Source organism: Kitasatospora cineracea (assembly GCF_003751605.1).
Classification (GTDB): Bacteria; Actinomycetota; Actinomycetes; order Streptomycetales; family Streptomycetaceae; genus Kitasatospora; species Kitasatospora cineracea.
The window spans coordinates 5,435,107-5,461,419 of record NZ_RJVJ01000001.1; the positions used below are offsets into that span (position 1 = coordinate 5,435,107).

Genomic DNA, 26,313 nt, shown 5'->3' on the forward strand with positions numbered 1-26,313 from the left:
GTCAGCTCCGGGTCGGGAGGTAGGACTCCAGGCCGCGCAGGAACACCTCGATCTTGAAGGCGTAGCGCTCGTCCCCGTCGCCCGTCACCATGGTGTCCGCCATCGCCTGGAGGTTCGGGAAGCGGTCCGCCGGGAGCGCCTCCAGGTAGCTGTGCAGCTGCCCGAAGTACTCGCCGATGTCCGTGCCGCGGGCGATCCGCTCCGCGTACACCGACGCCTCGTACGCGTCCGTGTCGATCAGCTGGCCGAGCCCGTCCAGCGCCCAGGCCGCCACCTGGGGCGGCAGGCCGACCCGGAGCAGCAGGTCGAGCAGGAACTCGGTGATGGTCAGTTGGCTCTCGCCCAGCGGGATGTTGCCCAGCGAGACCAGCGACACGTCCCGGTGGGAGGTCAGCACCCGCTGCGCCTCGAAGCAGATCTCGGTGACCTGCTCCTTCCACCGGGCCGGCTCGGGGCGGCGGGGCAGCCGGATCTCGGAGACCACCCGCTCCAGCACCAGGTCGAGCAGCTCCTCCTTGTTGGAGACGTGCGCGTACAGCGAGGCCGGGCCGGTGCCCAGCTCCTGCGCGACCCGGCGCATCGTCACCCCGGACAGGCCCTCGGTGTCCAGCACCCGGACCGCGGTCTCCACGATCAGTGCGCGGCTGAGCGGCTGCCGGGGCTCGGCCTTGCGGGGCTTGTGCCACGGGTTCTCGGGCATCTGCGCGGGCATCGGGCCACCTGCTTTCGCTGAACGTTCCACCGGCGATCATCGTACTCCGGACGAACGCCGTTCGAAGCGGGTGCGAAGCGATCACCGTCCGGCGGGGGATCGCCGCAGCTGGGGGCGGGTGCGGAGGGGGCGGGGGCCGACGGTGGCCGGGGCGGGGGTGGGGGAGGAGTAGGGGAGGAGTAAGGGGGAAATCAGGGTTAATCCGTTTGACGGGAACGCCGCTCGACTCGTAGAACAGTGTTCGTCCAAGCAAACACCGTTCAATCGCGCGGCCCCCGTCCACCGCGCCTGGTAGCAAACAGGAGCTGTCATGACCGACGCGGTCGGCCCCACGACATCGGCACCGCCCTCCGGCGGCGGCGCCGCCGCCGAACCCTACCGGTGGCGCTGGGTCGCGCTGTTCGTCATCCTCGCCGCCGAGGTGATGGACCTGCTCGACTCCCTGGTCACCAACATCGCCGCCCCCGCGATCCGGGCGGACATCGGCGGCGGCGAGTCCACCATCCAGTGGCTCGGCGCGGCGTACACGCTGGCGATGGCCATCGGCCTGATCACCGGCGGCCGGCTCGGCGACATCTTCGGGCGCCGCCGGATGTTCATGATCGGCGCGGCCGGGTTCACCCTCGGCTCGCTCGCCTGCGGCCTGGCCCAGGAGCCCTGGCAGCTGGTCGCCGCGCGGGTGCTCCAGGGCCTGCTCGGCGCGGTGATGCTGCCGCAGGGCCTGGGCATCATGAAGGAGATCTTCTCGCCCAAGGAGCAGGGCGCGGCCTTCGGCATGTTCGGCCCGGTGATGGGCCTGTCGACGGTCGGCGGCCCGATCCTGGCCGGCTGGCTGATCGACGCGGACTTCGGGGGCACCGGCTGGCGGATGATCTTCCTGATCAACATCCCGCTCGGCCTGTTCGCCTTCGTCGGCGGCCGGGTCTTCCTGCCCGCCCAGGGCCACGGTCCGACCGTCCGGCTCGACCTGCTCGGCGCGCTGCTGGCCGCCCTCGGCGCGGCGCTGGTCATCTACCCGCTGGTCCAGGGCCGCGAGCACGACTGGCCGCTGTGGGCGTTCGCGCTGCTGGCGGTCGGCGTGGCGGTGTTCGGCCTGTTCGGCTGGTACGAGGCCCGCCGCAAGGCCGTCGGGGCGGACCCGCTGGTCGAGCCCAGCCTGTTCGCCAAGCGCGGCTTCAGCGGCGGCATGGCGCTCGGCCTGGTCTTCTTCACCGCGATGACCGGCTTCTGGCTGACGTTCAGCCTGTACACCCAGCTCGGCCTGCACTACAGCGCCTTCAAGTCCGGCCTGACGGGCATCCCGTCCTCGATCGGCATGGTGATCGCGTTCGGCGCCGCCCAGGCGCTGCAGAAGTACGGCCGCAAGGTGATGCACGCGGGCCTGGTGGTGATGCTGGCCGGCGTGCTGGGCCTGATGTACACCCTGCACAGTCAGGGCGCCGGGGTGACGCCCTGGGAGATGGTGCCCTCGCTGGCGGTCAGCGGTCTGGGCATGGGCCTGGTGATGGCCCCGTTCTTCGGGATGGTGCTGGCCTCGGTCGAGACGCACGAGACCGGTTCCGCCTCCGGCACGCTGACGTCCGTGCAGCAGCTCGGCGCGGCGCTGGGCAGCGCGATCCTGGGCACGGTCTTCTTCGAGCGGCTGAAGAGCGCGGACTTCGCCAGTGCCGAGCAGGTCACCCTGTGGGCCGAGGTCGGACTGCTGGTGGTGGTCTTCGCCGCGATCTTCCTGCTGCCGATGCACGGCCGCCCCGAGCACGAGGGCGGCGAGGACGGCGGCTCCGGGGAGGAGGACGCGCTCCGCAAGGAGGGCGAGCACCAGCCCGCCTGACGCCCCGTCGGGGCGGAAGGGCGGAGCCGGTGGCCCCGGAGCAGCGCGCTCCGGGGCCACCGGCTCCGCCCCCGCGCGGGGACGTGCCCCGCGGAAGGACGGAGGATCAGCCCTGGTAGGCCGCGAAGAGCTTCGAGAACTGGTACGGCGTCTGCGGGACGTTGGTGCACTTGGGCAGCGAGCCGGTGCACGCGTTGGCGTCCCGGGTCATCTCCCAGAAGGCCAGCTCGCCGAGGTGGTTCTGCTGGGCGAAGGAGACCAGCTGCTGGGCGTCGGTGAGGCCGAACACCTCGGAGGCGGTGTCGTTCTGGCCCAGCATCGGGGTGACGCCGACCTTGGCGTACGCCTGCGCGTCCGTCAGGTTGGTCCACACCGAGCGGATCTGCGCCTGGGTGGACTGCGCGGACTGGATCGCGTAGGCGCCCATCTTGCCGGCCGGGCTCGGGGCGGCCCAGTCGCCGAAGTCCATCGCCATCACGTTGACCAGGTCGACCGAGAGGCCGGCGTTCTTGGCGGACTGCAGGATGTAGACGCCGTCCGCGGTGAGGCCGCTGGGCAGCACCGGCAGGGTCAGGCTGACCTTCAGGTCGCGTCCCTTGGCCCGCTGCGCGGCCTGGACCTGGGCGAGCGCGGCCGAGCGGCGGTCGACCGAGGCGTGGTCGGTGACGGCGGTGCCCTCGATGTCGAAGTCGACCCGGTCGAGCGCGTAGACGTCCACGACCTTCTGGTACTGCGCGGCCAGCGAGGCCACCGTGGTGCAGGACTGGGCGAGTTCGGTGCCGTTGGCGCCGCCGAAGGACGGGCGGACGTCGCCGCCCGCGTCCCGGATCGCGTCCATGTCGGCCTTGTTCCAGCCGGTGGCCGGGTCGTAGGCGCCGAACCAGCTGGCGGTGCACGGCTGGCTGCCGTTGATGATGAACGCCAGCGAGAACTCCTTGATGCCGCTGGCGGCGGAGAGCGCGGGCAGGCTGGGCGTCGGGTAGGCGCCGAGGTCCACGTAGGGGGCGGCGGTGCCCGCGCCGGTGCCGGTGCCCGCGGTGGCGGTGACGGCCGGGGAGGCCGCCGACTCGTTGCCCGCCGCGTCGAAGGCGGTCACGGTGAAGGTGTGGCTGCTGCCCTGGAGCAGGCCGCGGACGGTGGTGGAGGTGCCGGTCACGGTGGCCACCGGGGTGGTGCCCTCGTACACGTGGTAGCCGGCCACCGCGGTGTTGTCGGTGGAGGCCGTCCAGCCGAGGGTGATGCTGCCCGGGCCGGTGCCGGTCGAGTGCGGGCTGCCGGGGACGGACGGCGCGACGGTGTCGGCGGGCGCGCCCGCGCACGGCTGGTTGTTGATCGTGCAGTTGACGGGGGCGCTCTGGGTGGCGCCGGTGGTGACGCCGAAGCCGACTGCGGGGGCGGCGGCGCCGGGGGCGAGCGGGGCGGCCCAGCTCGGCGAGGTCACCGTGTAGTGGGTGCCGGTCGGCGTGGCGGTCGAGCTCAGGGTGCCGTTCCACAGGCTGGAGACGCTCTCGCCGGTCGGCAGGTCGAAGGAGAGCGACCAGCTGTTGACGGTGGCGTTGGTGTGGTTGGTCACGGTGTACGTGGCCTGGAATCCGTTCGACCAGCTCTGGGTGACCGCGTAGTCGGCGGTCAGGCCGGAGACGCCGGCCGCACCGGCGGCGGTGGCGCCCAGCGGGGCGGCGATCAACGCCGCCGCGGCGGCGAGGGAGAGGGTGACGCGCCTCATGGGCGAGTCCTCCTTGACGGTGTGGGGGATGGGTGGGGGCCGGGCACGGAGTGCGTGGGGCGCACTCAAGATGGTCCAGACCAATCCGGGCCGTCAAGGTCAAGTCCTTTGGTTTTGCAAGGAGTTGACGGTTCAATCAGGAGCAGTTAAGGCATGGGGGAACCATCGGACGACGGAGGGCGCGGCCCCCGAAACGTGGGGGAGGGGACCGCGCCGCCCGCCTGACCCGAAGTCAGGCGTCCGTGGGCCGTCAGGCGGAGACGGCGGTGCCGCGCATCCGGCGGGCCAGGTACGCGCCCGAGGCGGTGGCCGCCAGCAGGCCCGCGCCGGCCAGGCCGAGCAGCAGGTTGTCCTGGCCGGGCCGGTCCACCGCGACGGTGCCGGAGGAGGCCACCACCGCTTCGGCGGCGGTGAGGTCGCCGCCGTGGCCGTGGTGCGAGACGGTCGAGCGGGCCGCGCCCGCGTCGAGCTGCGCCTGGGTCGGCGCGGACGGGGTGTTCGCGGCCGGCGGGGCGGCCGCGGCGGTGGTGGTGGAGCCGAAGTCGAGGTCCGAGCAGCCGTAGAACGCCTCGGGGCTGTCCGAGCGCTGCCACACCATGTAGACCAGCTGCCGGCCGGTGCGCTGCGGCAGGTTCACGTTGACGTGGTAGTACCCGTTGTCCGAGGTACGGGCGGTGTCGTAGACCGCGACCGGGCTCGCCAGGTCCAGGTCGGACCACTTCAGCGGCTTGGCGGGGTCGTAGCCGGCCTTGGTCAGGTACAGCTTCATGGTGCCCTGGTGCGGTGCGGTGACCCGGAAGTCGAAGGTCTTCGCGCCGGCCGCCACCGAGGTGGCCGGCCAGTCGGTGCGGGCCCAGTCCAGGGCGCGGTACTTGTCGCGGTTGGCCGAGCAGAGGTGGCCGTCCGGGATGATCTGCTGGCTCTGGCCGTTGGCACTGGCGATGTTGACCTCGTTCCAGTCGTACAGCGGCTGGGTTCCGCTGTCCGCGACGAGGTCCTTGCAGACCTGGGACTTGGGAGTCTCCGGGCCTTCCGCGTAGCAGGCCGCGATGCGGCTGGGCGGACCGAACATGGCACCGTGCGCGCCGGCGGTGCCGGCGGCGACGGTGGTGGCGACCAGGGCACCCGCGCCCACCGCGGAGGCGGCGAGCAGACGGCGGGACCAAGACATGGTTCTCCTCGGGAAGATCGGGCCGATCGTGGGGGAAAAACGGGCACGTCTGCCCGCGAGCCACGGGGAGCGACCCCGGGACGGCGTGGTGTGGACCCGGCACACCGCGAGCCGTCCGAAGGCTACGATTGGCCTATACCAATTGACAAGTGTCGGCCAACGGCGAGCAGTTGGCGAATGGCGGCATTCGGCCACCGGCACTGTCCTTCCGGCGAGGCCGACCTGGCGTCACGTCAGGTTCCGGCCGATCGGCCGCAGCCCCAGAACGGTGGGGAAAACGCTGCTCGCGGGGCGTCGGCCGGGGCGTGTCCGGAGGTGGGCGCGGGGCGTCCGGGGGCGCTTCGGTGCAGGTGACGGGCGGGAAGGTTAGGCAGAATCCAAGCCGCGGATAATGCTGCGATAAGCCGGACGGCGGTGGGCAGGGCGGGCCGTCGGCTGTGGTGCGCGGTGCGCGGTGCGTGGGGAGGGCGGCGCGCGGGGGCGGTCGGTGTCGGGGCTCCCGAGGGCCGGCGCCGAGGCGGCCGGGAGCCCGCCGAGTGCGCCCGTCCGGCGTCCGGTCGGCGTCCGTCCGGCAGGCGGCGCGGTCCCGGTGCGGGGAGTTGCCGACGCTCCGTCAAGTGGGTGCCGCCGTTCGGGGGGTGCCGCGTGGCGGTGCCGGATCGACCGTTTCTTCTGCCTAACCTCCCGCTATGCCCGTACGCCCCCTCGCCCTCGCGGCCCTCTCCCTCGGCCTCGCCGCCGCCCCCGTGCTCGCCCCGGCCCTGCTGTCGCCGACCGCCGCCGCGGCCGGATCCAAGCGGGCCTCGATCGGAAACCCGGTCCAGGGGAACCTCGGCTACAACGCCTTCGTGGAGCACGACACCACGCTGGGGAGCACCGAGGCCGAAGGGCCGGTCGCCACCGGCGGGAACCTCGCCTTCGGCTCCGGCTACAACGTCAGCCTGCACAACCCCGGCACCTTCACCGCCCCCGGCGACGACCACCCCGCCGCGCTGGTGGTCGGCGGCCGGATCGACTACGCCGGGAGCTCCCCGGACGGCGTGCTGAAGGTGCTCAGCAACGGCTACACGAAGATCGGCGACATGACCGGCTCGCTCGCCGTCGACCGGGACGTCAACAACGCCCAGGTCAACACCCAGGTGGTGGCCGCCGGAACCGTCCACAACTCGGTGCCGCGGATCGAGATGACGCTGCACCAGCCCACCGCCTCGGTCGGACCGGCCCCCGGCCTGATCGACTTCACCACCGCGTTCGAGGCCTTCCGCGAACGGGCCCGGGCGATGGCCGGCTGCGCGCAGAACGTCACCCTGCTCGACGACGCCGGCCACCCGCTGCCCGACGGTCCCTACCCGCCCGGCACCGTCGGCCACCTGACCCTCACCCCGGGCCGCACCAACGTGCTGCACCTGACGGGCCGGCAGATGAACGCCCTCGGCGAGATCAACTTCCACAACCAGCCCACCAAGGACACCCCGCTGGTGATCGTCACCGACACCACCGCCGAGAACGGCGTGTTCGACTGGCACAACCCCAACACCGCGGGCATCAGCGGACCGCAGGCTCCGTACGTGCTGTGGGACTTCCCCGACGCCACCGACCTCACCATGTCCAGCGGCGACTCCCTCGAAGGCACCATCTACGCGCCCAGCGCCCACCTCAAGGACCTCAACGCCTCCAACATCGAGGGCGACGTCATCGCCCGCGCCTACGACGCCGGGCCGCTGGTCCACGGCACGTCGGTGGTCGCCGGGGAGCTGCACTACTGGCCGTTCGACGCCGCCATCGCCTGCGAGGACACCAGCCCCTCGCCCAGCCCCACCGGCAGCCCGTCGCCCAGCCCCTCGCCCAGCCCCACGGGCAGCCCGTCACCCAGCCCCTCGACCACCCTGCCCGCCCCGACCCCCACCGGCCCGGGCGGCGAACTCCCCGCGACCGGCCCCGGCCCCGCCCTCCCCCTCGCCGCCACTGCCGCCGCCGCCACCCTCACCGCCGGCACCGCCCTCCTGCTGCGCCGCCGCCGGCAACGCAAGCACTGACCCCCCGCGAAATCCTGACCCCGACGGCCCGTCACCCCCTGTCGACGGGCCGTCGGGCTCACCCCGGCCCGAGCGAGCCGAGCAGCCGAGCGGTGTCCACCCCGAGCTCCGCCGGCGCCTGCACAACCACCAGCCCCGAACGGCTGTACCCGGAACGACAGCGCACCAGTACGGTCCGTCCGTCAACGCCGGTCGGTGGCAGCGGAGTTCCCCGCGGGTGGTCGGCGGCGGCAGAGCCAGTAGCTGTCGGCGATCGGGACGGCGTGGCGGGTGCCGGTGGGGGAGGTGACGGTGAGGTGGGTGGGGTGGTAGGTGACTCGGTGGCCGGCGGGGAGGAAGGCCGGGGGGTTCAGGACGGCCTCGAAGTCGGGGCTGACCAGGAAGGTGCTGAGCAGGAGCAGGCGTGGCAGCGGGGTGGTTCCGTCGAAGAGGAGGCGCACGGGGGAGAGGATGCCGGACGGGAAGGGGCGGGGCGAGGGGTTTTGTCCGGGGGAGGGGTGGGGGTTCGTCGGGTGTTCATGGTGGGGGCGGGTTGCGGTGGGGGCTCGTTGGGATGGGGCCGGGAGGTTGGGGGATGCCGTTTTCGCGGCCGTTTCAGCTGCTCGACCGCTCGACCGCTCGACCGCTCGACCGCTTGACCACTCGACCCGAGGGACGGAACCCGTGACCGAATCGCGCACCCCCGAACGTCGTCGCCGCTTCCTGTCGTCGGCGGCCGTCGTCCTGTCGGCCCTCGTCGTCGGGGCCCTGACCGCGGCTCCGGCCCCGGCGGCCGGTGCGGTGGCCTGGCCCGGCAGTTCCGCCGTCAGTACTGCGGACGGCTCCAACGTGTTCGGCTCCGACCTGTCCGGCCTCTACCAGGAGCGCGGGGTGATGTGGGGCGTGCAGAACTCCGGCAAGCTGTGGCGGCTGGTCCCGAACGGCTCCGGCGGCTGGAAGCCCGACACCGCCAACGGTTGGGGTTCCGGCAAGTCGCTGCGCTTCACCGGCGGCACCGGCACCCCGGACGACGAGGGCGTCACCCTGACCGGTGCGGGCTCGGCTGGCGGGGTGTACGTCTCCAGCGAGCGCAACGCGGACTCCTCCTCCACCAGCCGGCTCTCCGTGCTGCGCTACGACGTCTCCGGCAGCGGCGGCACGCTGACCGCCACCCGCGAGTGGAACCTCACCGCCGACCTGCCGTCCACCGGCTCCAACCTCGGGCTGGAAGGCGTCACCTGGGTGCCCGACGGCTACCTGACCGGCGCGGGCTTCAAGGACGCCTCGACCGGCGCCGCCTACGACCCGGGCCGCTACCCGGCGCACACCGGCGGGGTGTTCTTCGTCGGTGTCGAGGGCAGCGCCAAGGTCTACGGCTACGTGCTGCTGGAGTCCGGGGGCTTCACCAAGGTCGCCACCGTCAGCAGCGGCATGTCCGGCGTGATGGAGCTGTCCTGGGAGCCGCAGGCGCACCGGATGTGGGTGGTGTGCGACGACAACTGCTCCGGCCAGCTGCGCACCTTCCAGGTCGACGGCAGCGGCGCGTTCGCCCTCACCGCCGTCTACAACCGCCCCGCCGGGATGGCGAACCTCAACAACGAGGGCTTCACCCTGGCCGGTGCCGACGAGTGCGTGGGCGGCAGCAAGCCCGTCTACTGGGCGGACGACAGCAACACCGGCAAGCACGCCCTGCGCAAGGGCAGCATCACCTGCTGACGGGGCGCCGGCAGCCCCCGGCCCCTCCGAGCGGGCGGGGCCGGGGACCTCAGGAAGGGGCGGGCAGGTCGGCGTCGGGGGGCGGCGGGACCTCGCGGGGCGGGCCGTACCCGTCCAGGCCCAGGTAGGTGACGGCCCGGTAGGTGCCGGCCTCGCAGGTCAGGCTCAGTTCGGACAGCCGCCCCCGGTCGTCGACCAGCAGGTCGGTGGTGCACTGCGGGACCTGCTGGTCGGCCACCCGACGGCGCAGCACCCCCAGCGCGTCGGAGAGCCGGTCGACCGGCAGCGGCCCGTTCAGGCGGTAGGCCGTGCCGCCGGAACGGAGCTGCTCCGGGCCCCGGTAGGACGCCGGGTCGGCGGCCAGCAGGGCCAGCGCCAACTGGCGGTGGTCGGCGACCAGGACCTGCCCCTGCCGGGTCTCCCGGTGCCACTTCCCGCCGTCGAGCTGGGTGTACACGGCGTCCCGGGTCGTCGTGGTGTACACCAGCACGGGCGCGCTCCCGGAGATCATCCACTCCCCGGTCGCGCCGGTCTGGACGTCCGACACGGTCACCGTGCCCTGGCCCTCGACCGAGGTCCGGTCGTCCGAGGACTTCACCGACAGCGACGCCGAGAACGGCTCCGCCGGCTCCGTGAGCACCGCCCTGAGCTGCTCGATCTCCTGCGCCCGGTGGTCCGGTGCCGCCGAGTCGGCGCCCAGCGCGGAGCGGACGCCCGAGCACCCCGTCAGGACGGCCGCCAGCACGACCCCCGCCGCCACCGCGGCGGCCCCGACCGCGCGCTTCGACACCGACACCACCCCACCCCACCCCCGCACGACACCCGGGTCCCGCGGACCGACGGGCCGGACGGATCCGAACTCGGAAGACATGACCAGCGGGGCATACATTCTCGCGGCACCCGACGCGAAGGCAAATCATTCGTGGACGCACCCGCCGGGTTGACGGCCGGTCAGCCCCGGAACCCCGCGTGCACGTGGTCGTGGTGGGTGGCGTCGCTGAAGAACTGGTTCGCCGTCGCCCCGCCCGACAGCAGCCGCGGCCCGCCCACGTTGTACGAACCCGCCGCCGCGGCCGCCCGCATGAAGGAGTCCACCAGGTCGGCCGGGGTCGCCGGATCCACCACCGCCCGGCCGTCGATCCGCCAGGTGTCGAACGCCCGCCCCTGCGGGTGGTCGCTCGGCCGGTCCGTGCCGAACACCAACAGCGGATGCCCCGAACGCACCACGCTCACCTCGAACGCGTACGCCCCCGCCAGCGCCAGCATCGCCGCGAGCGCCCCGTCGTGCACCTGCCCGCTGCGCACGTCCGCCACCGCCGCCGGGGGCAGCGCGATCCGCGGCTGGGCCAGCACCCGGGTCGCCGGATCGCCCAGCGCCGCCGCCGCGGGCCCCGGATCGGCCGGGTGCAACGCGGTGACCTCCCACCGGGGCGCGGCGCTGCTCAGCCGGACGTCGACCGTGCTGCCGGTGGACACCGGCGCCCCGTCCGGCCCGGCCAGCCACTGCCGGCACACCACCAGCACGCTCGCCGAATCCGCCAACAGCCCGCCGTACTGGGCGTACACCACCTCCAGCGCCGCCCGCGGGGCGTCCGCCAGCAGCGCGCCGCCCTGGTCGGCCAGCCCCGGCTCCGCCCCGAGCGCCGCCACCCGCTGCCGGGCCGCCGCCACCCCCTGCCCGCCCGGCGGCCACCCGCCGATCGCCTCCACCACCTGCACGGCCCGCAGCTTCACGTCCGGCTGCAGCTCGCCCGGGCCGGGCTGCCAGGCGGCGGGCGCGGGGAAGGCACTGCTGGTGCTGGGTGAACTGTTCGGGCTGTCCGGGCTGTTCGGGGAGTTCGGGCCGCTCGGGCTGTTCGGGGTGCTGGGGTGGCCGGAGGAGCAGGCGGCCAGGGCGCCGCCCAGCCCGGCGAGCAGGAGGGCGCGGCGGCCGGGCGGGAGGGAGGAGGCGGGCATCCTGCCAGTGTCGGCGGCGGGCGGCGGTTCCGGCCGGTGCGACCCGCCGTTCCGGCGCGCCGGGGCTACTGACGGCAGGTCAGGAGAGCATGTACAGCACGGAGGCGGCGACGGTGAGCAGCAGGACGGCCCCGGCGGTCAGCAGCAGGGCGCGGACGGTGCGGCGGTCGGCCAGGGCCGCCGCGCGGGCCGGGGCGAAGCTCTCCAGCAGGGACCGGGCCAGAGCGGTCAGGGCGCCGCCGGCCAGCAGCAGGCCGCCGACGGTGGCGCCGGCGGACAGGGCGTGGTTGCCGACGCCGAGCCGTTCGCAGCTGCCGTCCGGGGTGCAGCGGACGGTGGCGACGGTGCCGGCCCGGTAGTCGTTCGGCGCGCCGTTGTAGTACCACGTCCCGGTGGTGACGCCGGTGCTGCCGGGATCGCCGGTGCCCCGGCAGTGGTTGACCGCGCTCCGGGACTGGCCGGTGGTGTGGCACTCGGTCATGGTCATCCGCAGCTCGGGCCGGTGGTGCAGCGCGCGGACGTCCCCCATCGCGGCGGCGCCGCCGATCGTCACGCCCACCCCGAGGGCGATCCCGGCCAGCGGGAGCAGGGCCCGCAGCACCGCCGACACGGGGGAGGGGAGCCGGCGGCGGGGTGCCGGGCCGCGCTGCTCGCCGCGCCCGGGCGTCGGCCCGTACTTGGTCCGGTCCGGCTTTCCGGGCTTCCTCGACTTTCCAGGCTTCGCCGGTTTCCCGGACATGGCGGATCCCCACCTTCCCCCGTGCGCACCGCCCGCCGGGCCCGGCGGGACGGCACAACCTACCTCCCCGCCGGCGGGAGCGGGAAGGCGCCCGGGCCCGGACCGCCGCCGCGGTCCGGGCCCGGTTGCCCGACGGTGTGTCGGAAGGGGTGTCAGGGGGGCGTCAGATCAGGCCCTGGGCGAGCATCGCGTCGGCGACCAGCTCGAAGCCGGCGATGTTGGCGCCGACCACGTAGTTGCCCGGGCTGCCGTACTTCTCTGCGGTGGTGAAGCAGGAGTCGTGGATGTGCTTCATGATCTCGCCGAGGCGGGCCTCGGTGTGCTCGAAGGTCCACGAGTCGCGGGAGGCGTTCTGCTGCATCTCCAGCGCCGAGGTGGCGACACCGCCGGCGTTGGCGGCCTTGCCGGGCGCGAAGGCCACGCCGGCCTCCTGAAAGACCCGGACGGCCTCGGGGGTGGTGGGCATGTTGGCGCCCTCGGCGACGGCCTTCACCCCGTTGCGGACCAGCGCGACGGCGTCCGCCTCGTGCAGCTCGTTCTGGGTCGCGCAGGGCAGTGCCACGTCGCAGGGGACGCTCCACACGCCGGTGCCGGCCACGTACTTCACGTGCTCGCCGCGGGCCTCGGCGTAGTCGGAGACCCGGCCGCGGCGGGTCTCCTTGATCTCCTTGAGCAGGGCCAGGTCGATGCCCTTCTCGTCGACCACGTAGCCGGTCGAGTCGGAGCAGGTGAGCACGGTCGCGCCGAGCTGCTGGGCCTTCTCGATCGCGTAGATGGCCACGTTGCCGGAGCCGGAGACCACCACGCGCTGCCCGGCCAGGCTCTCGCCGCGGGTGCGCAGCATCTCCTCGGTGAACATCACGCAGCCGTAGCCGGTGGCCTCGGTGCGGGCCTGCGCGCCGCCCCAGCCCAGGCCCTTGCCGGTGAGCACGCCCGACTCGTAGCGGTTGGTGATCCGCTTGTACTGGCCGAACAGGTAGCCGATCTCGCGGCCGCCGACGCCGATGTCACCGGCCGGGACGTCGGTGTACTCGCCCAGGTGGCGGTGGAGCTCGGTCATGAAGGACTGGCAGAAGCGCATGATCTCGGCGTCCGAGCGGCCCTTGGGGTCGAAGTCGGAGCCGCCCTTGCCGCCGCCGATCGGCATGCCGGTCAGGGCGTTCTTGAAGATCTGCTCGAAGCCCAGGAACTTGACGATGCCGAGGTTGACCGAGGGGTGGAAGCGCAGGCCGCCCTTGTACGGGCCGAGGGCGCTGGAGAACTCCACCCGGAAGCCGCGGTTGACGTGGATACCGCCCTTGTCGTCGGACCACGGCACCCGGAAGATCAGCTGGCGCTCGGGCTCGCAGACGCGCTCGACGATCCGGGCGTCGACCAGCTCGGGGCGCTGCTGCAGCACCGGGCCGAGGGTCTCGAGAACCTCGCGGACCGCCTGGTGGAACTCCTTCTCGCCCTGGTTGCGGCGCAGGACTTCCTGGTACAGCGGCTCGATCAGGCGGGCACCGGCGTCGGTGGACGCGGCGGAGGTGGGGGTGGCCGGCATTCAGGCACAACCTTCCGTGATGCGGATGGTGCACGAGGGCGCTCCCGTCCCGGGGAGTGCCCCTGGTCCTCCTCGCCGTTGAGGATCGTCGGCGGCGCGCCTGACACGCGTCGGTCGACGGGGTGGGACCGATGGTCTGCACCATTGTCACAGGGCTGACCTGCGGGCATCGACCGCATGTCCACGATGTGAACACCCGAATGGGTCATTTCGGTCAGCCCGCAGGTAAAGACCGGTCCATATCCAGCTCAATTTCCGGGCTATGTGATTCAAACCTCGGGAAAGGTGTGAGTTCGCTGCGAGTTTCGGGCGTGTCCTGGGAGGCCGCCCCCGGCGACCGACCGACCGGCCGGGCACCGGGGGCGGGACGCCGGGGGCGAGGCACCGGGGACGGGGCCCTCAGCGGCGGGGCAGGATCCACCAGGCCGTGGTGGCCGGCGGCAGCACCCCCGCCGGGCACGGGCCGGAGGACAGCAGCGGCTGGCCGGTGACCGGCGCCGGGGCCGGGACGGTGCCGAAGTTGGTCGCCACCAGCAGGCCGTCGCCCCGGACGAAGGCCAGCACGTTCGGCGGCGTCTCGATCCAACGCAGCGTGCCCTCGCCCAGCTGCGGCAGCAGCCGGCGCAGGTGCAGCGCCTCCCGGTACAGGTGGTACGGCGAGGTGTGGTCGGCCAGCGCCCGCTCCGCGGTGTGCCGGGCGAACGAGGCAGGCTGCGGCAGCCAGGTCGGCGCCGAACCCTCCGGGCTGAACCCGTACGGCGCCCTGGTCCCGGCCCACGGCAGCGGGACGCGGCAGCCGTCCCGGATGCCCTTGCGGTTACCGGTGCGGTGGAAGATCGGGTCGGTGATCACCTCGTCCGGCAGGTCGTCGACCTCCGGCAGGCCCAGCTCCTCGCCCTGGTACAGGTACGCCGCGCCCGGCAGCGACAGCATCAGCAGCGCCGCCGCCCGGGCCCGCTCCGGGCTGCCGAAGCGCGTCGTGGTGCGGACCTGGTCGTGGTTGTTCAGCACCCAGGTGACGGTCGAGCCGGTCGCCGTGATGTCCCGCACCGCCGCGTCGATCACCTGGTGGAAGTGCTCGGAGTCCCACGGCGCGTGCAGCAGGTGGAAGAAGAACGCCTGGTGCAGCTCGTCCCCGCGCACGTACATGGCCTGCTCGGCCGGGGTCGGCACGGACGCCTCGCCGACCAGCAGCCGCTGCCGCCCGTCCAGCGCCGTGTACTCCTCGCAGATCGCCCGCCAGGAGCGCCACACCTCGTGCACCTCCGGCTGGTTCCAGGCCAGCGGGTTCACCGAGTCGCGGGTCCGCTCGTCGGCGTCCGGGTCCGGGGAGTCCGGCAGCTCCGGGTGCTTGAACAGGCCCGCGGCGACGTCGATCCGGAAACCGTCCACGCCCCGGTCCAGCCAGAACCGCAGCACCTTCTCGAACTCGACCGGCACCTCGGGGTTGCGCCAGTTCAGGTCCGGCTGCTCCGGGGTGAACATGTGCAGGTACCACTGGCCCGGGGTGCCGTCCGGCTCGGTGATCCGGGACCAGGCCGGGCCGCCGAACATCGCCCGCCAGTTGTTCGGCGGCAGCTCGCCGTCGGTGCCGCGGCCGTCCGCGAAGTGGAACCGGGCCCGGGACGTCGACCCCGGGGCGGCGGCCAGCGCCTCCAGGAACCACGGGTGCTCGGCCGAACAGTGGTTGGGCACGGTGTCCAGCACCAGGCGCAGGCCCAGCTTGCGGCAGTCCTCGACCAGCAGGTCGAAGTCCTCCAGGGTGCCGAACATCGGGTCCACGCCCTTGTAGTCGGCCACGTCGTAGCCGTGGTCGTGCTGCGGCGACGGGTAGAACGGGTTCAACCAGACCCCGTCCACGCCCAGCCGCTTCAGGTACGGCAGCCGGGCCCGCACGCCCGGCAGGTCGCCGATGCCGTCGCCGTTGGAGTCCTGGAAACTGCGCACGTACACCTGGTAGATCACCGCGTCGCGCCACCACAGCGCGTCGGGGGCGGCGGCGACCGCCCGTTCTTCCGGGAACGTGCCGTCCGCGGTGAGGACGGCGGAGTCCGCGACGGTCTCCGCGGCGTGCGGCGGGTCGGTGGGGACGACGGAAGTGATCATGCGTCACCTTCACGGGAGCGCGCGAGGGAGGTCGCGCTGACAGGCACGGACCCGGGCTGACAGTTCGTCAGTTCCTCGGGGATACCTAGATGTTAGGTATAGGCCAAAGACCATGTCCAGGAGACAGGAGATGAAGATGTCACCTCCCGGGACGGAGAGTGCCAATAGTTGGGGCGAATCAGGGCGAATAAGGGGGCGCACAACGGGGTAGGGCAAAGCCCAGGAGAGCCGCCCGGCGTACGACCGACGAAGTTCGGCCGCACGGCGCACTCCCCTCACTCACCTCGAAGGGAGGCATCCGAGTGCGGCTTCCGCTCCTCGCGCTGCTTGCCACCGGCCCGGCGCACGGCTACCAGCTCCGCAGAGCCCTGGAGTCCACGTTCGGCCCGGCCTACTCGCGCACCAACGACGGGCAGGTCTACGTCACGCTCGGCCGGCTGGAGAAGTCCGGCCTGATCGAAGGGGAGGACGTCGCCCAGGACGGGCGCCCGGCCAAACGCGTCTTCGCCCTCACCGACGACGGCAGACGAGCCCTCGCCGACTGGTTCGCCCGCCCGTCCGACGGGGCCAAGGTCCGCGAGGAGTTCTTCCTCAAACTCGTCCTCGCCCCGCGCACCCGTCTCGCCGATCCACGCACCTTGATCGACCTCCAACGCTCGTACTGCCTCGCCGCCATCCGCGGCCTGCACGCCACCGCCGACCAGTCCCCCGATCACGGCGTCTCACGCCTGTTGATCGAGGGCGAGGTCCTGCACCTCCAGGCCGAACTCGACTGGCTGGAGCGCTGCCAACAGGAACTCACCTGAACCGGCGGGGCGGTTCATCCATCGAACCCCATGCGTGTCGAGCACGAATCGCCCGGCGGCGGAGAGGGAGTGGAGCACACCCGCTCCCCGTCCGGCACCGGGCAGCCTGCTCGGGAACGAAGAAGGGGACGGTGCGCGGCCCTCAGGGGAGGGAGGATTGCATGCCGGTGAGGAGCCAGTCCAGGGCTCGGTGGAACTCGCGTTCGCGGATCAGGTGTTCGGGCTCGCTGGGGCGTTCGACGAGGACGCCGGAGTCGGCGACGCCCGGGAGGTCGCGGACGGCCTCGGTGATCTCGGCGACCAGGCCCTCGGTGGTGGTGCCGGCCTGGTCGGCCTTCTCGGCCCAGTTGACCTCGGTGGAGGTGAAGCCGTAGGTGTACTGGAAGATCGCGGAGAGGGCGGCCATGGCGTCGGTCTCGGAGAGCGGGGAGGTGCGGACGATCTCCAAGGCGCGGGCGGAGAACCGGACCGAGTTCGGCCCGATGTTCAGGTAGTCGGCGTAGATCCGCACCGCCCAGGGGTGCGCCAGCATCGCTGCCCGCCACGTCACGGCGAGGGCGCGCAGGCCGGATTGCCAGTCGGAGCCGTCGCCCGGCTCGGGCAGCGCCATCTCGCCGGCCACCACGTCCAGGGCGAGCTCCAGCAGGTCGTCCTTGTCGGCGACGTACCAGTACAGGGACATCGGCGTGACGTCGAGCCGGGCGGCCAGGGCGCGCATCGAGAACTTCGCCTCGCCCTGGGCGTCCAGCAGGCCGATCGCCGCGGCGACGATCACCTCGCGGTCCAGGCTGCCCGGACCGCCCTCGCCGGCCCGCGGGGAGCGGCGGCCCCGGACGGGGCCGGGGGTGAGCCACACGCTCTTCTTGACCTGCGAGGCTCGCTTGGTGGCCACGCTGCTCCTTCGCTTCGACGGGTGCTTCCACACCGTACGGCCTCGGCCCGCTCTTTCGGATCTGTCGGATCAGCGCGCGGCGGTGGGCGCCCGGCAAGATCCGAAGGAGCGGGCCCGGGGCCCGTGCGGCGTGCACGGGCCCGGAGCCGGGGGGCGGTTCGTCAGTGCGCGGCCGGGACGGCGTCCTGCCCCTGCGGGGCGGCGGGCGCTCCCGGGGCCGGGCGGTCGGCCCGGTACAGCAGGGCTGCGGAGAGCAGGCCACCGAGCAGGACGGCCGCCGCGCCGATCAGCTGGCTGCCCGTCAGGCCGTGGGCGAAGGCGTCCCGCACCGCGGTGCGGGCGGCCTCGTCCGGGGCGGCGGCCAGCGCCTCCGGCAGCGACTTCGCCGCCGAGGCCGGGACCGACCCCGGCAGGCCCGCCGCGAACCGGGAGCCGAGCACCGCGCCGAGCACCGCGACGCCCAGGCCGCCGCCGAACTCGGTGACCGTGCCCTGCACGCCCGCGCCGGCCCCCGCCCGCTCCGGCGGGATGGCGCCCATCACGGCCGCCGCCATCGCCGGGCTGGCGATGGCGATGCCGCAGCCCATCAGCAGCAGGCCGGCCAGCAGCCCCGGGTACCCGTGGCCCGAGCCCATCGCGGCGACCACGGCCAGGCCGCCCGCCAGCAGCCCCATGCCGATGGCGACGGCACCCGCGAAGCCGATCTTCGGCAGCAGGCGGGCGCCGACGCCGGACAGGTTCAGCAGCACGATCACCAGGGCCAGCGGCGACATCCGCAAGCCCGCCTCCAACGGCCGGTAGCCGAGCACCAGCTGCAAGTACTGGGTGAGCAGGAACAGCGAGCCGGCCATGCCGAAGGCGACCAGGATGCCGCCCGCCACCGCGCCGTTGAAGCGCCGGTTCCGGAAGAAGCCCATGTCCAGCATCGGGGTGGGGGTGTGCACCTCCCAGGCGACGAAGCCCGCCAGCGCGGCCAGGCCGACCCCCGCCGCGAGCAGCACCGGACCGGAGCCCCAGCCGTGCACCGGACCGGAGATGATCGCGTACACCAGGCCGACCATGCCGACGGTGGACAGCACCGCACCCGGTACGTCCGGCCGGCGGCCCGAAGGGTCCTTGCTCTCCGGGAGCAGGCGGGCGACCGCGACCAGGCCGAGCAGCGCCACCGGGACGTTGATCAGGAAGATCGAACCCCACCAGAAGTGCGCCAGCAGCACGCCGCCGAGCAGCGGGCCGCCCGCGAAGCCCAGCGAGCTGACGGCCCCCCAGATGCCGATCGCCTTCGGCACCTCGGGGCCCTGGAATACCTGCATCACCACCGCCAGCGTGGTGGTCATCAGCAGCGCGCCGCCGATGCCCATGCCGGCCCGGGCGGCGATCAGCTGCCCGGAGGTCTGGGCGAGGGCGGCCGCCGCCGACCCCAGGCCGAACAGCGCCAGGCCGACCAGCAGGGCGCGCTTGCGCCCGTACCGGTCGGACAGGCTGCCGGCCGTCAGCAGCAGGCCGGACTGGACCAGCGCGTAGGCGTTGATCATCCACTGGATGTCGGCCGTGCCCGCGCCCAAGTCCTCCGTCAGGGAGGGGATGGCCACGTTGAGCACGGTGTTGTCGAGCAGCACCACCAGCGTGGCCAGGCAGACCACCGCCAGGATGACCCACCGCCGGGGGTGCGGGGCGATGGGCAGGGGGACGGACGGCTGGGACAAAAGGGACTCCCGGAGGGCGGCAGGCAGGGCGGGCGCGGCCGGTCGGCCGTGCGTTGTACACCGTAGAGGAGTCCTTCTACGGTGTACAACGACTTTTCCGGGAGCGAACGGGGACAGGGGAAACAGGGGGAAGAGGAGGTCAGCCGGTGGCACCGCCGTCGACCGGGATGCAGGCGCCGGTGATGCCCGCGCCCGCCGGGGAGGCCAGCAGCAGCACCGCCGCGGCCACCTCGTCCGGGCGGGTCAGCCGGCCGGTGACGGTGCGGCCGGTGAAGTGCCGCACCAGCCCCGGGTAGTCGGTGCCGAGCACCTCCGCCGCCCGCGGCCCCTGCTCGGTGAACCAGTCGGTCTCCACCGCGCCCGGGCAGACGCAGTTGGCGGTGACCCCGTACCCCCCGACCTCCTTGGCCAGCACCCTGGTCAGCCCGATCAGCGCGTGCTTGGCGGCGGCGTACGCGCACAGCCCCGGGTCCGGGTCGCGGCCCTCGACGGAGGCGATGTTGACGATCCGTCCGGAGCGCTGCGGCAGCAGGTGGGCCAGCGCCCGGCGGGTGGTGTGCAGCGCGGAGTCGAGGTTGAGGGCGAACGTCCCGTGCCACACCTCGTCGGTGATGTCGGCGACGGTGGCGAAGTCGGTGGCGCCGCCGACGTTGTTGACCACCACGTCCAGGTGCCCGTACCGCCGCACCGCCTCGTCCACCGCGCCCTCGGCCTCGGCCCGGACGGTGGCGTCGGCCGGGTGGAAGGCGAGGTCCGGCCCACCGCCCAGCCGGTCGAGAGCGGCCCGGCCGCTGCGCTCGGAACGGCCGGTGAGCAGCAGCCGGGCGCCGTGGGCGTGCAGGGTGTGGGCGATGGCGAGACCGATGCCGCGGGTGCCGCCGGTGATCAGGGCGACGTTCCCGGTGAGGTCCATGGGGGGTGCTCCCGTCGGGGGTTGGGCGAGCGGCAGGGACGGAGGGGCGGGCGGTGCGGCCGGGACGGTCGGAGCCGCTGGGGCGGGTCGTGCAGGGCGAGGGTGGCGGTGTGCGGGCGGCCGGGCAGCTGCAACGGCACCAGCAGCCAGCCGCGCGGGGCCCGGTCCCGGCCCAGCCGGGCCAGCACCGGCCGGGGGCGCAGGCCGATCTCCACGTCCACCAGGGCCAGCAGCAGCGGCCAGCCGACGGCCTTGGCCACCGCCTCCTTCGCCGTCCAGAGCGAGAGGAAGCCCGACAGCCGCAGCGCGGGCGGCAGTTCGGCCAGCGCGGCCCGCTCGGCGGCGGTCAGGGCCAGGTCCAGCAACTGCGCGGACGGCGGCGCGGCCAGGTGCTCGACGTCGACGCCCAGCAGCGTCCCGGGGTGCCGGACGGGGAGCACCGCCGCCACGGTGACCGGCCCGCTGTGCGCGGCGGACAGGCGCAGCGGCGGGAAACCGCTCAGCGGCAGCGCCGGACGGCCGAGCGGGTCGGCCACCACGGTCACCTCGGCCGTCGGACGGGCGCAGTGGGCGGCGACGGCGTGCTCCAGTAGCGCCCGCCCGCGGAGCGGCGGCCGCCGCGGGCTGACGTGCCACCAGAGGTCGACCGGCCCCGCGGAGGTGGGCAGCCGGCGGTACCGGGCGCCGGCCAGGTCGGGGGTCATGAGGCGGTGGAGGGAGGAGAGGGGACGGGGGGAGGAGAGGGGGTGGAGGGAGGAGAGGGGGCGGCGGCGGGGGGTAGGTGGGTCAGGACGGTGGTGTGCAGGCCGGTGATCTGGGCGACGACCCGGTGGCCGTCCGGGGTGGTGGCGGTGCTGGTGCCGGTGGCGGGGGAGTGGTGCAGGTGCAGGCCGCCGGGGTGGTGCTGCAGGAGGTCGTGGTCGTCGCCGGGGAGGTGGAGGGTGATCCGTTCGATGTGGCGGGGGACGGCGACGGGGTGTCTGCCGTCCGGTCCGGGGGCGAGGGACGGGGTGCGGGCGAGGCTGTCCAGCAGGACGGCCGGGGTGCTCAGCCGGGGCAGGGCGGCCAGGGCGGCCGGGTCGGGTTGCCAGTGGGCGGCGGTGCCGGTGGGGGTGGCGCGCCAGTCGCGGGTGGCGCGGAAGGGGCCGGTGAGCAGGACGGGCGAGGCCGGGTCGTAGTACGGGTCGGTGGCGGTGGCGGTCCGGGCGTGCGGCAGGTCGGGCGGCGGGGCGTGCGGGACGGGTAGTGGGGGTGGGCCGCCGAGGCGGACGGTGGCCCGGAAGTGTTCGCGGTCGGCGGCCAGCACCCGGCCGTCCGGCGCCACCACGTCCGAGCGGACGCTCACCCGGACGGCGCACCCCCAGCGGGTCGGGCGGTGGTGCGCCTCGATCCGGAAGCGGGCGGGGCGGCCGTCGGTGCGGGCGCGGACCCAGGAGCGGAAGATCAGGCGGTCGATGCCGAGCAGGGGCAGCGGGGGTGGGAGGGGGGTGTCGGCGGAGTCCCGGGCGAGGGTGCGGGCCGCCTGGACGGCCAGGTCGGCCAGGACGACGCCCGGGACGGTGGGGCGGCCGTCCACCAGGTGGTGACGGAGGAAGGCGTGGGCGTCCAGGTCGAGCAGCAACTCCCAGACGGCGTGGTCGGGTTGCCGGTAGAACGGGGCGCCGAGCAGCCCCGGGGCGGGGGAGGGGAGAGCTGGGGCGGCGAAGGTGAGGGGCGGGGCGGGGGAGGGGAGAGCTGGGGCGGGGGTGCGCAGGCCGGGGAAGCGGGTGTCGAAGGAGTGGTGTTCGGCCGTGCCGACGAAGGTGACCAGCCGGTCCGTCCGGCCCTCCGGGCGGGTGCGGCGGCGGAGTTCGGACAGGAAGTGGGCGACGCCCTCGGCGGTGCTCATCCGGGACAGCCGGGCCGTGCGGGCCGTGTAGGACTGGACGACGGGCCCGGAGCCGAGGCCGGTCTCGTCCCAGATCGTCCAGGCGATGGTGAACTCCCGGTCGTCGGCGGCGGATTGGGCGGCGGCGGAGAGGAAGTCGTTGGCGGGGGAGTAGTCGCTCTCGCCGGGCAGGCCGACCAGGCCGGTGACCGAGCCGAAGTTGCACCACAGCCCCGGCGCGAGCGGGCCGTCGAACGCGGCGCGCAGGTGGTGGTAGCCGGCGAGCTTGACGTCGCGGATCCGGCGCATGCCCGGCAGCGTCTTGCGGGTGATGTCACCCGGGTGGTGCAGTCCCGCACCGTTCACCAGCAGGTCGACCCGGCCCTCCCGGACCCGGACCGCCTCGGCCACGGCCCGGACGGCGGCCGGATCGGTCACGTCGCAGGTGTGGAAGTGCACGTGCTCGGCGCCGCAGGCCGTCCGCAGCGCGCGCAGGGTCAGTGCGGACTCGCGGGCGTGCAGCAGCCGGTCGAAGGCGGCGCTGATGCCGCCCACCGGATGCCGCGGGTCGCGGGCACGCTCGGCGGCGATGTACCGGGCCCGGGCGGCCGGCAGCTCCGCGTCCGGGGCGTCGAGCAGTTCGCCGGGCACCTCGGCGGGGCGGCTGGACCCCACCAGGTGCAGGCGCAAAGGGAGTTGGTCGGCCAGGCCGAGCAGGCAGGCGGCCGTGATGCCGCGCGCGCCGCCGGTGGCCACCACCACCGGGTGCGGCGGCAGGAGGGCGTCCGTACCGGAATCGGGGAGGGGGAGGTACGGGTCGGAGGGGGTGAGGCGTTGGGCCAGGCGGGTGCCGTGGTGGTGCCGGGTCACCGGCAACCCGTCGGCGGGGGCGGCGAGTTCGTCCTCCAGCGCGGACAGCACGGCAGCCGGATCGGTGCGGTCGGAGACCAGGGCGCGGACGGTGCAGTCCGGCAGCTCCCAGGCCAGCGACTTGACGAACCCGGTGAACAGGTGGGCGTGCGGGGCGGCCTGGTCCGCGTGGAACGGCGCGGCGACACCGACCGCCAAGGTGCTGAGCCCGTCCCGGAGTTGGCGCACCGCCCAGAACGCCGCCTCCTGGACGGCCAGCAGTTCGGCCGTCGGCGGCGCGGGCCACGGCGGGGCGTCGTGCAGATCGGCGACCACCCGCAGGTGCCGGAACCCGGACGGGTGTTCGGACAGGACGCGGTCGACGGCCTGTCCCGGATCGGTGTCCATGGTGGGTTTTGCGCCGACGGCGAGCAGGTGGGTGCCGGGAGGCAGGGTGGGCGTGGCGGCGCGGAGGGCGGCCTGTCGGGTGGCGCCGGTGATCACCAACGTGTCGGCGGGGAGCGGGAGTCGGCGGGAGCGCGGGGCGCCGGAGGGCGACCAGGAGAGGGTGTGGCGCCAGGTGAGGGGTGAGGCTGCGGCGGGTGCGGGTGCGGGTGCGGGTGCGGGTGCGGGTGCGGGTGCGGCGGCGGTGGAGGTGGCGATCGTGGTCGTGGCGGTGGCGGTGGCGGTGGCGGCCAGGTGGCGGACGGCCGTTGCCAGGTCGTTCGCGCCGAGGTAGTCCCAGCGGTCCGCCGGGGCGGCCGGTTCGGTGCGTTCCAAGGCGTCGAGGACGGTGTCGAGCGGGGCGAGCACCGGCCACTCCCGGGCGCGGGCCGCGGAGGCCCGGGTGAGCAGCAGGGCGAACGCGCCCTCGGCGGCTCGCGGTCGGTCGGAGACGCCGTTGACGCCCAGGACCAGGGCCAACTCCAGCTCCCCGCGCCGCAGATACGAGGCCGCCGCCCGCAGTGCGGTCCGGCCCGAGGTGGGCCCGGTGTCCAGTGTCATGGTCGGGCCGTGCAGGTCGTGCAGGGCGGCGACCCGGGCCGGGATCACGTTCGGCATCAGCCCGGCGAGGGTGTCCTCCCCCGGGTGGGTGCGTCCGCGCACCGCGTCGAGAAACGCCTCGGTGGCCTTGCGGAGCGCCGCCGGGTCGAGCCCGTCGGGGGCGGGTGGCGCGGCGAGCGCTGCGGTCAGGGCGGCGGCGTGGCAGCGGACCGTCAGGTCCGGGGAGGCGGCGGGGATGCCGGTGTGCGCGGCGAACACCCCGCAGCTGTCCCGCAGTTCGTCCCACCAGGGCGGGGTGTCCGGCCGGACGAGCGCTGCGGTGGCCTGGAGCGCCATCAGCTGGGCCCGGTCGATGCCCGCGGCCGTCGGGCCGGGGAGGCGCACCTCGGCGAACGGAGGGATCGGGTAGGAGGGGCCGAACGAGCGCTGAGAGGAAAGATTCTGATGATCAGTCAGGTAAGGGGATGGAGTGCCCGGGAGGTGGGACGAACGGGCGACCACCACCACCGGGTCGTCCGGCAGCGGGGCGGGCAGCGAGGGCGGTGCGGATTCGCCGGGGCGCGGGGCGTCCTGGAGCAGCAAGTGCCCGTTGGTGCCGCCGAATCCGAACGCCGACACCCCCACCGTGCGCGGCCGGTCCGCCGGTCGCGGCCAGGGCGTCGGGGCGGTCGGCACCCGCAGCGGCGGCGCGCCGTCCGGGGCCCGGTACGGGAGTTGCGGCGGGATGGTGGAGTGCGCGAGCCCCTGTAGTGCGTGCACCACCGAGACCGCGCCGGCCGCCCAACCGGTGTGCCCGACCACGGACTTGTTCGACGTGCACCACGCCTGCGGCAGCTGCTCGGCCAGCACCCCGCGCTCGACCCCGTCGCCGACCGGCGTCCCCGTGGCGTGGGCGACCACCCAGTCGACCCGCTCGGCCGGCAGCCCCGACACCGCCCGGGCCCGGATCAACGCCCGTTGCTGGCCGGACGGGTTGGGCGCGTGCACCGCCCGTCCCCGCCCGTCCGAGGCCGCGCCGAACCCGGCCAGCACGCCCAGCACCCGGTCGCCGTCCGCCAGTGCCGCGTCCAGCCGCTTGAGTGCGACGAACGCCGCCCCGTCGGCGAACAGCACCCCGTCCGCGTCCGCGTCGAACGCCCGCACCGCGCCCGAGCGGCTCAGGCCGCGCAGCCGGGAGAACAGCACGCTGTAGCGCGGGCCGAGCGAGAACACCCCGCCGCACAGGGCGAGTTCGCACTCACCGTCCAGCACGGCCCGCGCCCCCAGGTCGATCGCGTACAGCGCGGACGAGCACGCCGTGTCGACCACCCGGACGGGCACCGGACCCGCCTCCGCCTCCGGCAGCAGCTCCGCCAGCGCGGCGCGGACGGCAGCGAGCGGCAGGTGCTCCTCCGGCAGGCCCGCGTGCCGGTAGGCGGCGTGCAGGCGGTGCGCCAACTGGGCACGGAGGGTGGCGCGTTCGGGGGAGGTGGCGGGCTCGGGCCAGTGTGCGGCGATGCCGGTGGCGGCGGCCTCGACCAGCACGCTCTCCTCCACGTGCTGGGAGCCCTCGGCCCAGGCACCGGCGAAGCAGGCGGTGCGGACCCCCGGGCGGGCGGCGAGCCCCGGCGCGTCGCACTGGAGCAGGGCGGCGCGGGTCCAGGCGGTGAGGAAGTCCTCGGCGGGGTCGGGCGTCGGCCGGAGGTAGCCCGCCACCCGGCTGTAGGTGCGGTCCGCGGCATCCTCGGCGGACCAGAAGTGCTCCAGCGGGAAGCGCTCCCCCGGCTCGCCGAACTGCGGGACGCCCTCCACCAGCCGCTGCCAGAACTCCTCCGGGTCGCCCGCGCCCGGGGCGACCAGGCCGGTGCCGACCACGGCGACCGCCCGGGAGGCGTGCCGGACCGGGGAGTTGGTGGGCCCGGCCTGGTGGGGGATCTGCCGAGCCGGGGCGGGAGCCGGGGCCTGCCGCGGAGTGAGCATGGCGCGGCCCACCGACAGGCCGCCGTCGGCGAGCAGGCACTGTCCCGAGATCCAGCGGGACTGCGGGGAGGCGAGGAAGGCCACCAGCCGGGCGAGGTCGACCTCCTGGCCCACCCCGCCGAGCGGGGCCGCCGCCGCGCAGGTCGCCCGCAGGGCGTCCGCAGCAGGGAAGAGCGAAGCCGTCGGGTTGTCCAGCAGGCCGGCCGAAGCGGTGTTCACCCGGATCCCGGACGGCCCCAGATCGGCGGCCAGGTACCGGGTCAGCGCCTCCAACGCGGCCTTGCAGACGCCCACCAGCAGGTAGTTGTCCATGGCCAGCCCCGCCCCGATGGACGACACGTTCACGATCGCCCCGCCGCCCCGGGCGGCCATCAGCGGCGCCGCCGCCAGCGCGCACCAGCGGGCGCCGTGCAGGTTGGTGTCCAGCGCCCGCTGCCACTCGGTGTCGGTAAGGTCGTCGTACCGGGCGAACACGCCCCGCGCCGCGTTGTTCACCAGGACGTCCACGCCGCCGTGCCGTTCGGCCAGCACCGCGAACATCGCCGACACCTGCTCGTGCTTGGCCACGCTGCCGCGCAGCGCCTCGGCCCGCCCGCCGGCCGCCCGGATCGCCGCGACGGTCTCCTCGGCGGCCTGCGGCGAGTGGAAGTGGTTGACCACCACCAGCGCGCCGCGCGCTGCCAGTTCGCGGCTGATCGCCGCACCCACGCCCTTGCCGCCCCCGGTGACCAGCGCGACCTTTCCTGCCAAGTCCGGTGCGGAGGAGGAGAATTGGTCCTGGGGGCGTGGTGCTGTGCGGTC

18 protein-coding genes are annotated in these 26,313 nt (G+C 74.1%); 4 read left to right on the forward strand and 14 right to left on the reverse strand.

Going from position 1 to position 26,313, the window contains the following annotated elements; genetic code table 11:
• Position 1: 1 nt before the first annotated feature.
• Positions 2-712 (reverse strand): TetR/AcrR family transcriptional regulator, encoded by a 711-nt coding sequence (locus EDD39_RS24435; protein ID WP_244256995.1) that lies wholly within the window; start codon positions 710-712, stop codon positions 2-4.
• Between the two features lie 310 nt (positions 713-1,022).
• Between EDD39_RS24435 and EDD39_RS24440 the strand changes: the two genes are divergently transcribed.
• Complete coding sequence (locus EDD39_RS24440) at positions 1,023-2,543, forward strand: MFS transporter (protein ID WP_123559346.1); 1,521 nt, start codon at positions 1,023-1,025, stop codon at positions 2,541-2,543.
• A gap of 106 nt (positions 2,544-2,649) precedes the next feature.
• Here the strand turns inward: EDD39_RS24440 and EDD39_RS24445 are convergent, their stop codons facing one another.
• Complete coding sequence (locus EDD39_RS24445; RefSeq protein ID WP_123559348.1) at positions 2,650-4,269, reverse strand: cellulose binding domain-containing protein; 1,620 nt, start codon at positions 4,267-4,269, stop codon at positions 2,650-2,652.
• Between the two features lie 250 nt (positions 4,270-4,519).
• The gene (locus EDD39_RS24450; RefSeq protein WP_123559350.1) at positions 4,520-5,440 is read right to left on the reverse strand and encodes a lytic polysaccharide monooxygenase auxiliary activity family 9 protein; all 921 of its coding nucleotides are present in this window, start codon (positions 5,438-5,440) and stop codon (positions 4,520-4,522) included.
• 689 nt (positions 5,441-6,129) lie between these two features.
• Here EDD39_RS24450 and EDD39_RS24455 point away from each other — a divergent pair.
• Positions 6,130-7,476: a choice-of-anchor A family protein gene (locus tag EDD39_RS24455; RefSeq protein ID WP_123559352.1), complete on the forward strand. Its 1,347-nt coding sequence runs from the start codon at positions 6,130-6,132 to the stop codon at positions 7,474-7,476.
• Between the two features lie 182 nt (positions 7,477-7,658).
• Here the strand turns inward: EDD39_RS24455 and EDD39_RS24460 are convergent, their stop codons facing one another.
• Positions 7,659-7,916: a hypothetical protein gene (locus EDD39_RS24460; protein WP_123559354.1), complete on the reverse strand. Its 258-nt coding sequence runs from the start codon at positions 7,914-7,916 to the stop codon at positions 7,659-7,661.
• A 223-nt stretch (positions 7,917-8,139) separates the two neighbouring features.
• Here EDD39_RS24460 and EDD39_RS24465 point away from each other — a divergent pair, with 223 nt between their 5' ends.
• A complete protein-coding gene (locus EDD39_RS24465; protein ID WP_123559356.1) occupies positions 8,140-9,171 on the forward strand; it encodes an SdiA-regulated/phytase-like domain-containing protein in 1,032 nt (343 codons plus the stop codon).
• A 49-nt stretch (positions 9,172-9,220) separates the two neighbouring features.
• Here EDD39_RS24465 and EDD39_RS24470 read toward each other — a convergent pair whose 3' ends face one another.
• The 5 genes from EDD39_RS24470 to EDD39_RS24495 form a co-directional block, all read right to left on the reverse strand.
• The gene (locus EDD39_RS24470; RefSeq protein WP_148089509.1) at positions 9,221-9,961 is read right to left on the reverse strand and encodes a hypothetical protein; all 741 of its coding nucleotides are present in this window, start codon (positions 9,959-9,961) and stop codon (positions 9,221-9,223) included.
• Between the two features lie 161 nt (positions 9,962-10,122).
• On the reverse strand, positions 10,123-11,127 hold the full coding sequence (locus tag EDD39_RS24475) for a hypothetical protein (protein ID WP_244256998.1): 1,005 nt from the start codon (positions 11,125-11,127) through the stop codon (positions 10,123-10,125).
• Between the two features lie 79 nt (positions 11,128-11,206).
• Positions 11,207-11,866 carry a hypothetical protein gene (locus EDD39_RS24480; RefSeq protein WP_148089510.1) on the reverse strand — a complete coding sequence of 220 codons (660 nt, stop codon included), beginning with the start codon at positions 11,864-11,866 and terminating at the stop codon, positions 11,207-11,209.
• 163 nt (positions 11,867-12,029) lie between these two features.
• Entirely contained in the window at positions 12,030-13,409 is a 1,380-nt protein-coding gene (gdhA, locus tag EDD39_RS24485) for an NADP-specific glutamate dehydrogenase (protein ID WP_123559362.1), read from the reverse strand.
• 399 nt (positions 13,410-13,808) lie between these two features.
• Positions 13,809-15,515 carry a glycoside hydrolase family 13 protein gene (locus EDD39_RS24495; RefSeq protein ID WP_244256999.1) on the reverse strand — a complete coding sequence of 569 codons (1,707 nt, stop codon included), beginning with the start codon at positions 15,513-15,515 and terminating at the stop codon, positions 13,809-13,811.
• Positions 15,516-15,817: 302 nt separating this feature from the next.
• On the opposite strand from EDD39_RS24495, the gene EDD39_RS24500 reads away from it, so the two are divergent.
• On the forward strand, positions 15,818-16,321 hold the full coding sequence (locus tag EDD39_RS24500; protein ID WP_030464137.1) for a PadR family transcriptional regulator: 504 nt from the start codon (positions 15,818-15,820) through the stop codon (positions 16,319-16,321).
• 142 nt (positions 16,322-16,463) lie between these two features.
• Here EDD39_RS24500 and EDD39_RS24505 read toward each other — a convergent pair whose 3' ends face one another.
• From EDD39_RS24505 to EDD39_RS42190, 5 genes are all read right to left on the reverse strand, one after another.
• The gene (locus EDD39_RS24505) at positions 16,464-17,213 is read right to left on the reverse strand and encodes a TetR/AcrR family transcriptional regulator (protein WP_123559365.1); all 750 of its coding nucleotides are present in this window, start codon (positions 17,211-17,213) and stop codon (positions 16,464-16,466) included.
• 161 nt (positions 17,214-17,374) lie between these two features.
• Complete coding sequence (locus EDD39_RS24510) at positions 17,375-18,919, reverse strand: MFS transporter (RefSeq protein ID WP_123559367.1); 1,545 nt, start codon at positions 18,917-18,919, stop codon at positions 17,375-17,377.
• Positions 18,920-19,058: 139 nt separating this feature from the next.
• Entirely contained in the window at positions 19,059-19,832 is a 774-nt protein-coding gene (locus tag EDD39_RS24515) for an SDR family NAD(P)-dependent oxidoreductase (RefSeq protein ID WP_123559369.1), read from the reverse strand.
• Positions 19,805-20,536: a 4'-phosphopantetheinyl transferase family protein gene (locus EDD39_RS24520; RefSeq protein WP_123559371.1), complete on the reverse strand. Its 732-nt coding sequence runs from the start codon at positions 20,534-20,536 to the stop codon at positions 19,805-19,807. Before EDD39_RS24520 ends, EDD39_RS24515 begins: the two co-directional genes overlap by 28 nt.
• Positions 20,533-26,262: an SDR family oxidoreductase gene (locus EDD39_RS42190; protein ID WP_162870119.1), complete on the reverse strand. Its 5,730-nt coding sequence runs from the start codon at positions 26,260-26,262 to the stop codon at positions 20,533-20,535. Before EDD39_RS42190 ends, EDD39_RS24520 begins: the two co-directional genes overlap by 4 nt.
• Between the last annotated feature and the right edge of the window lie 51 nt (positions 26,263-26,313).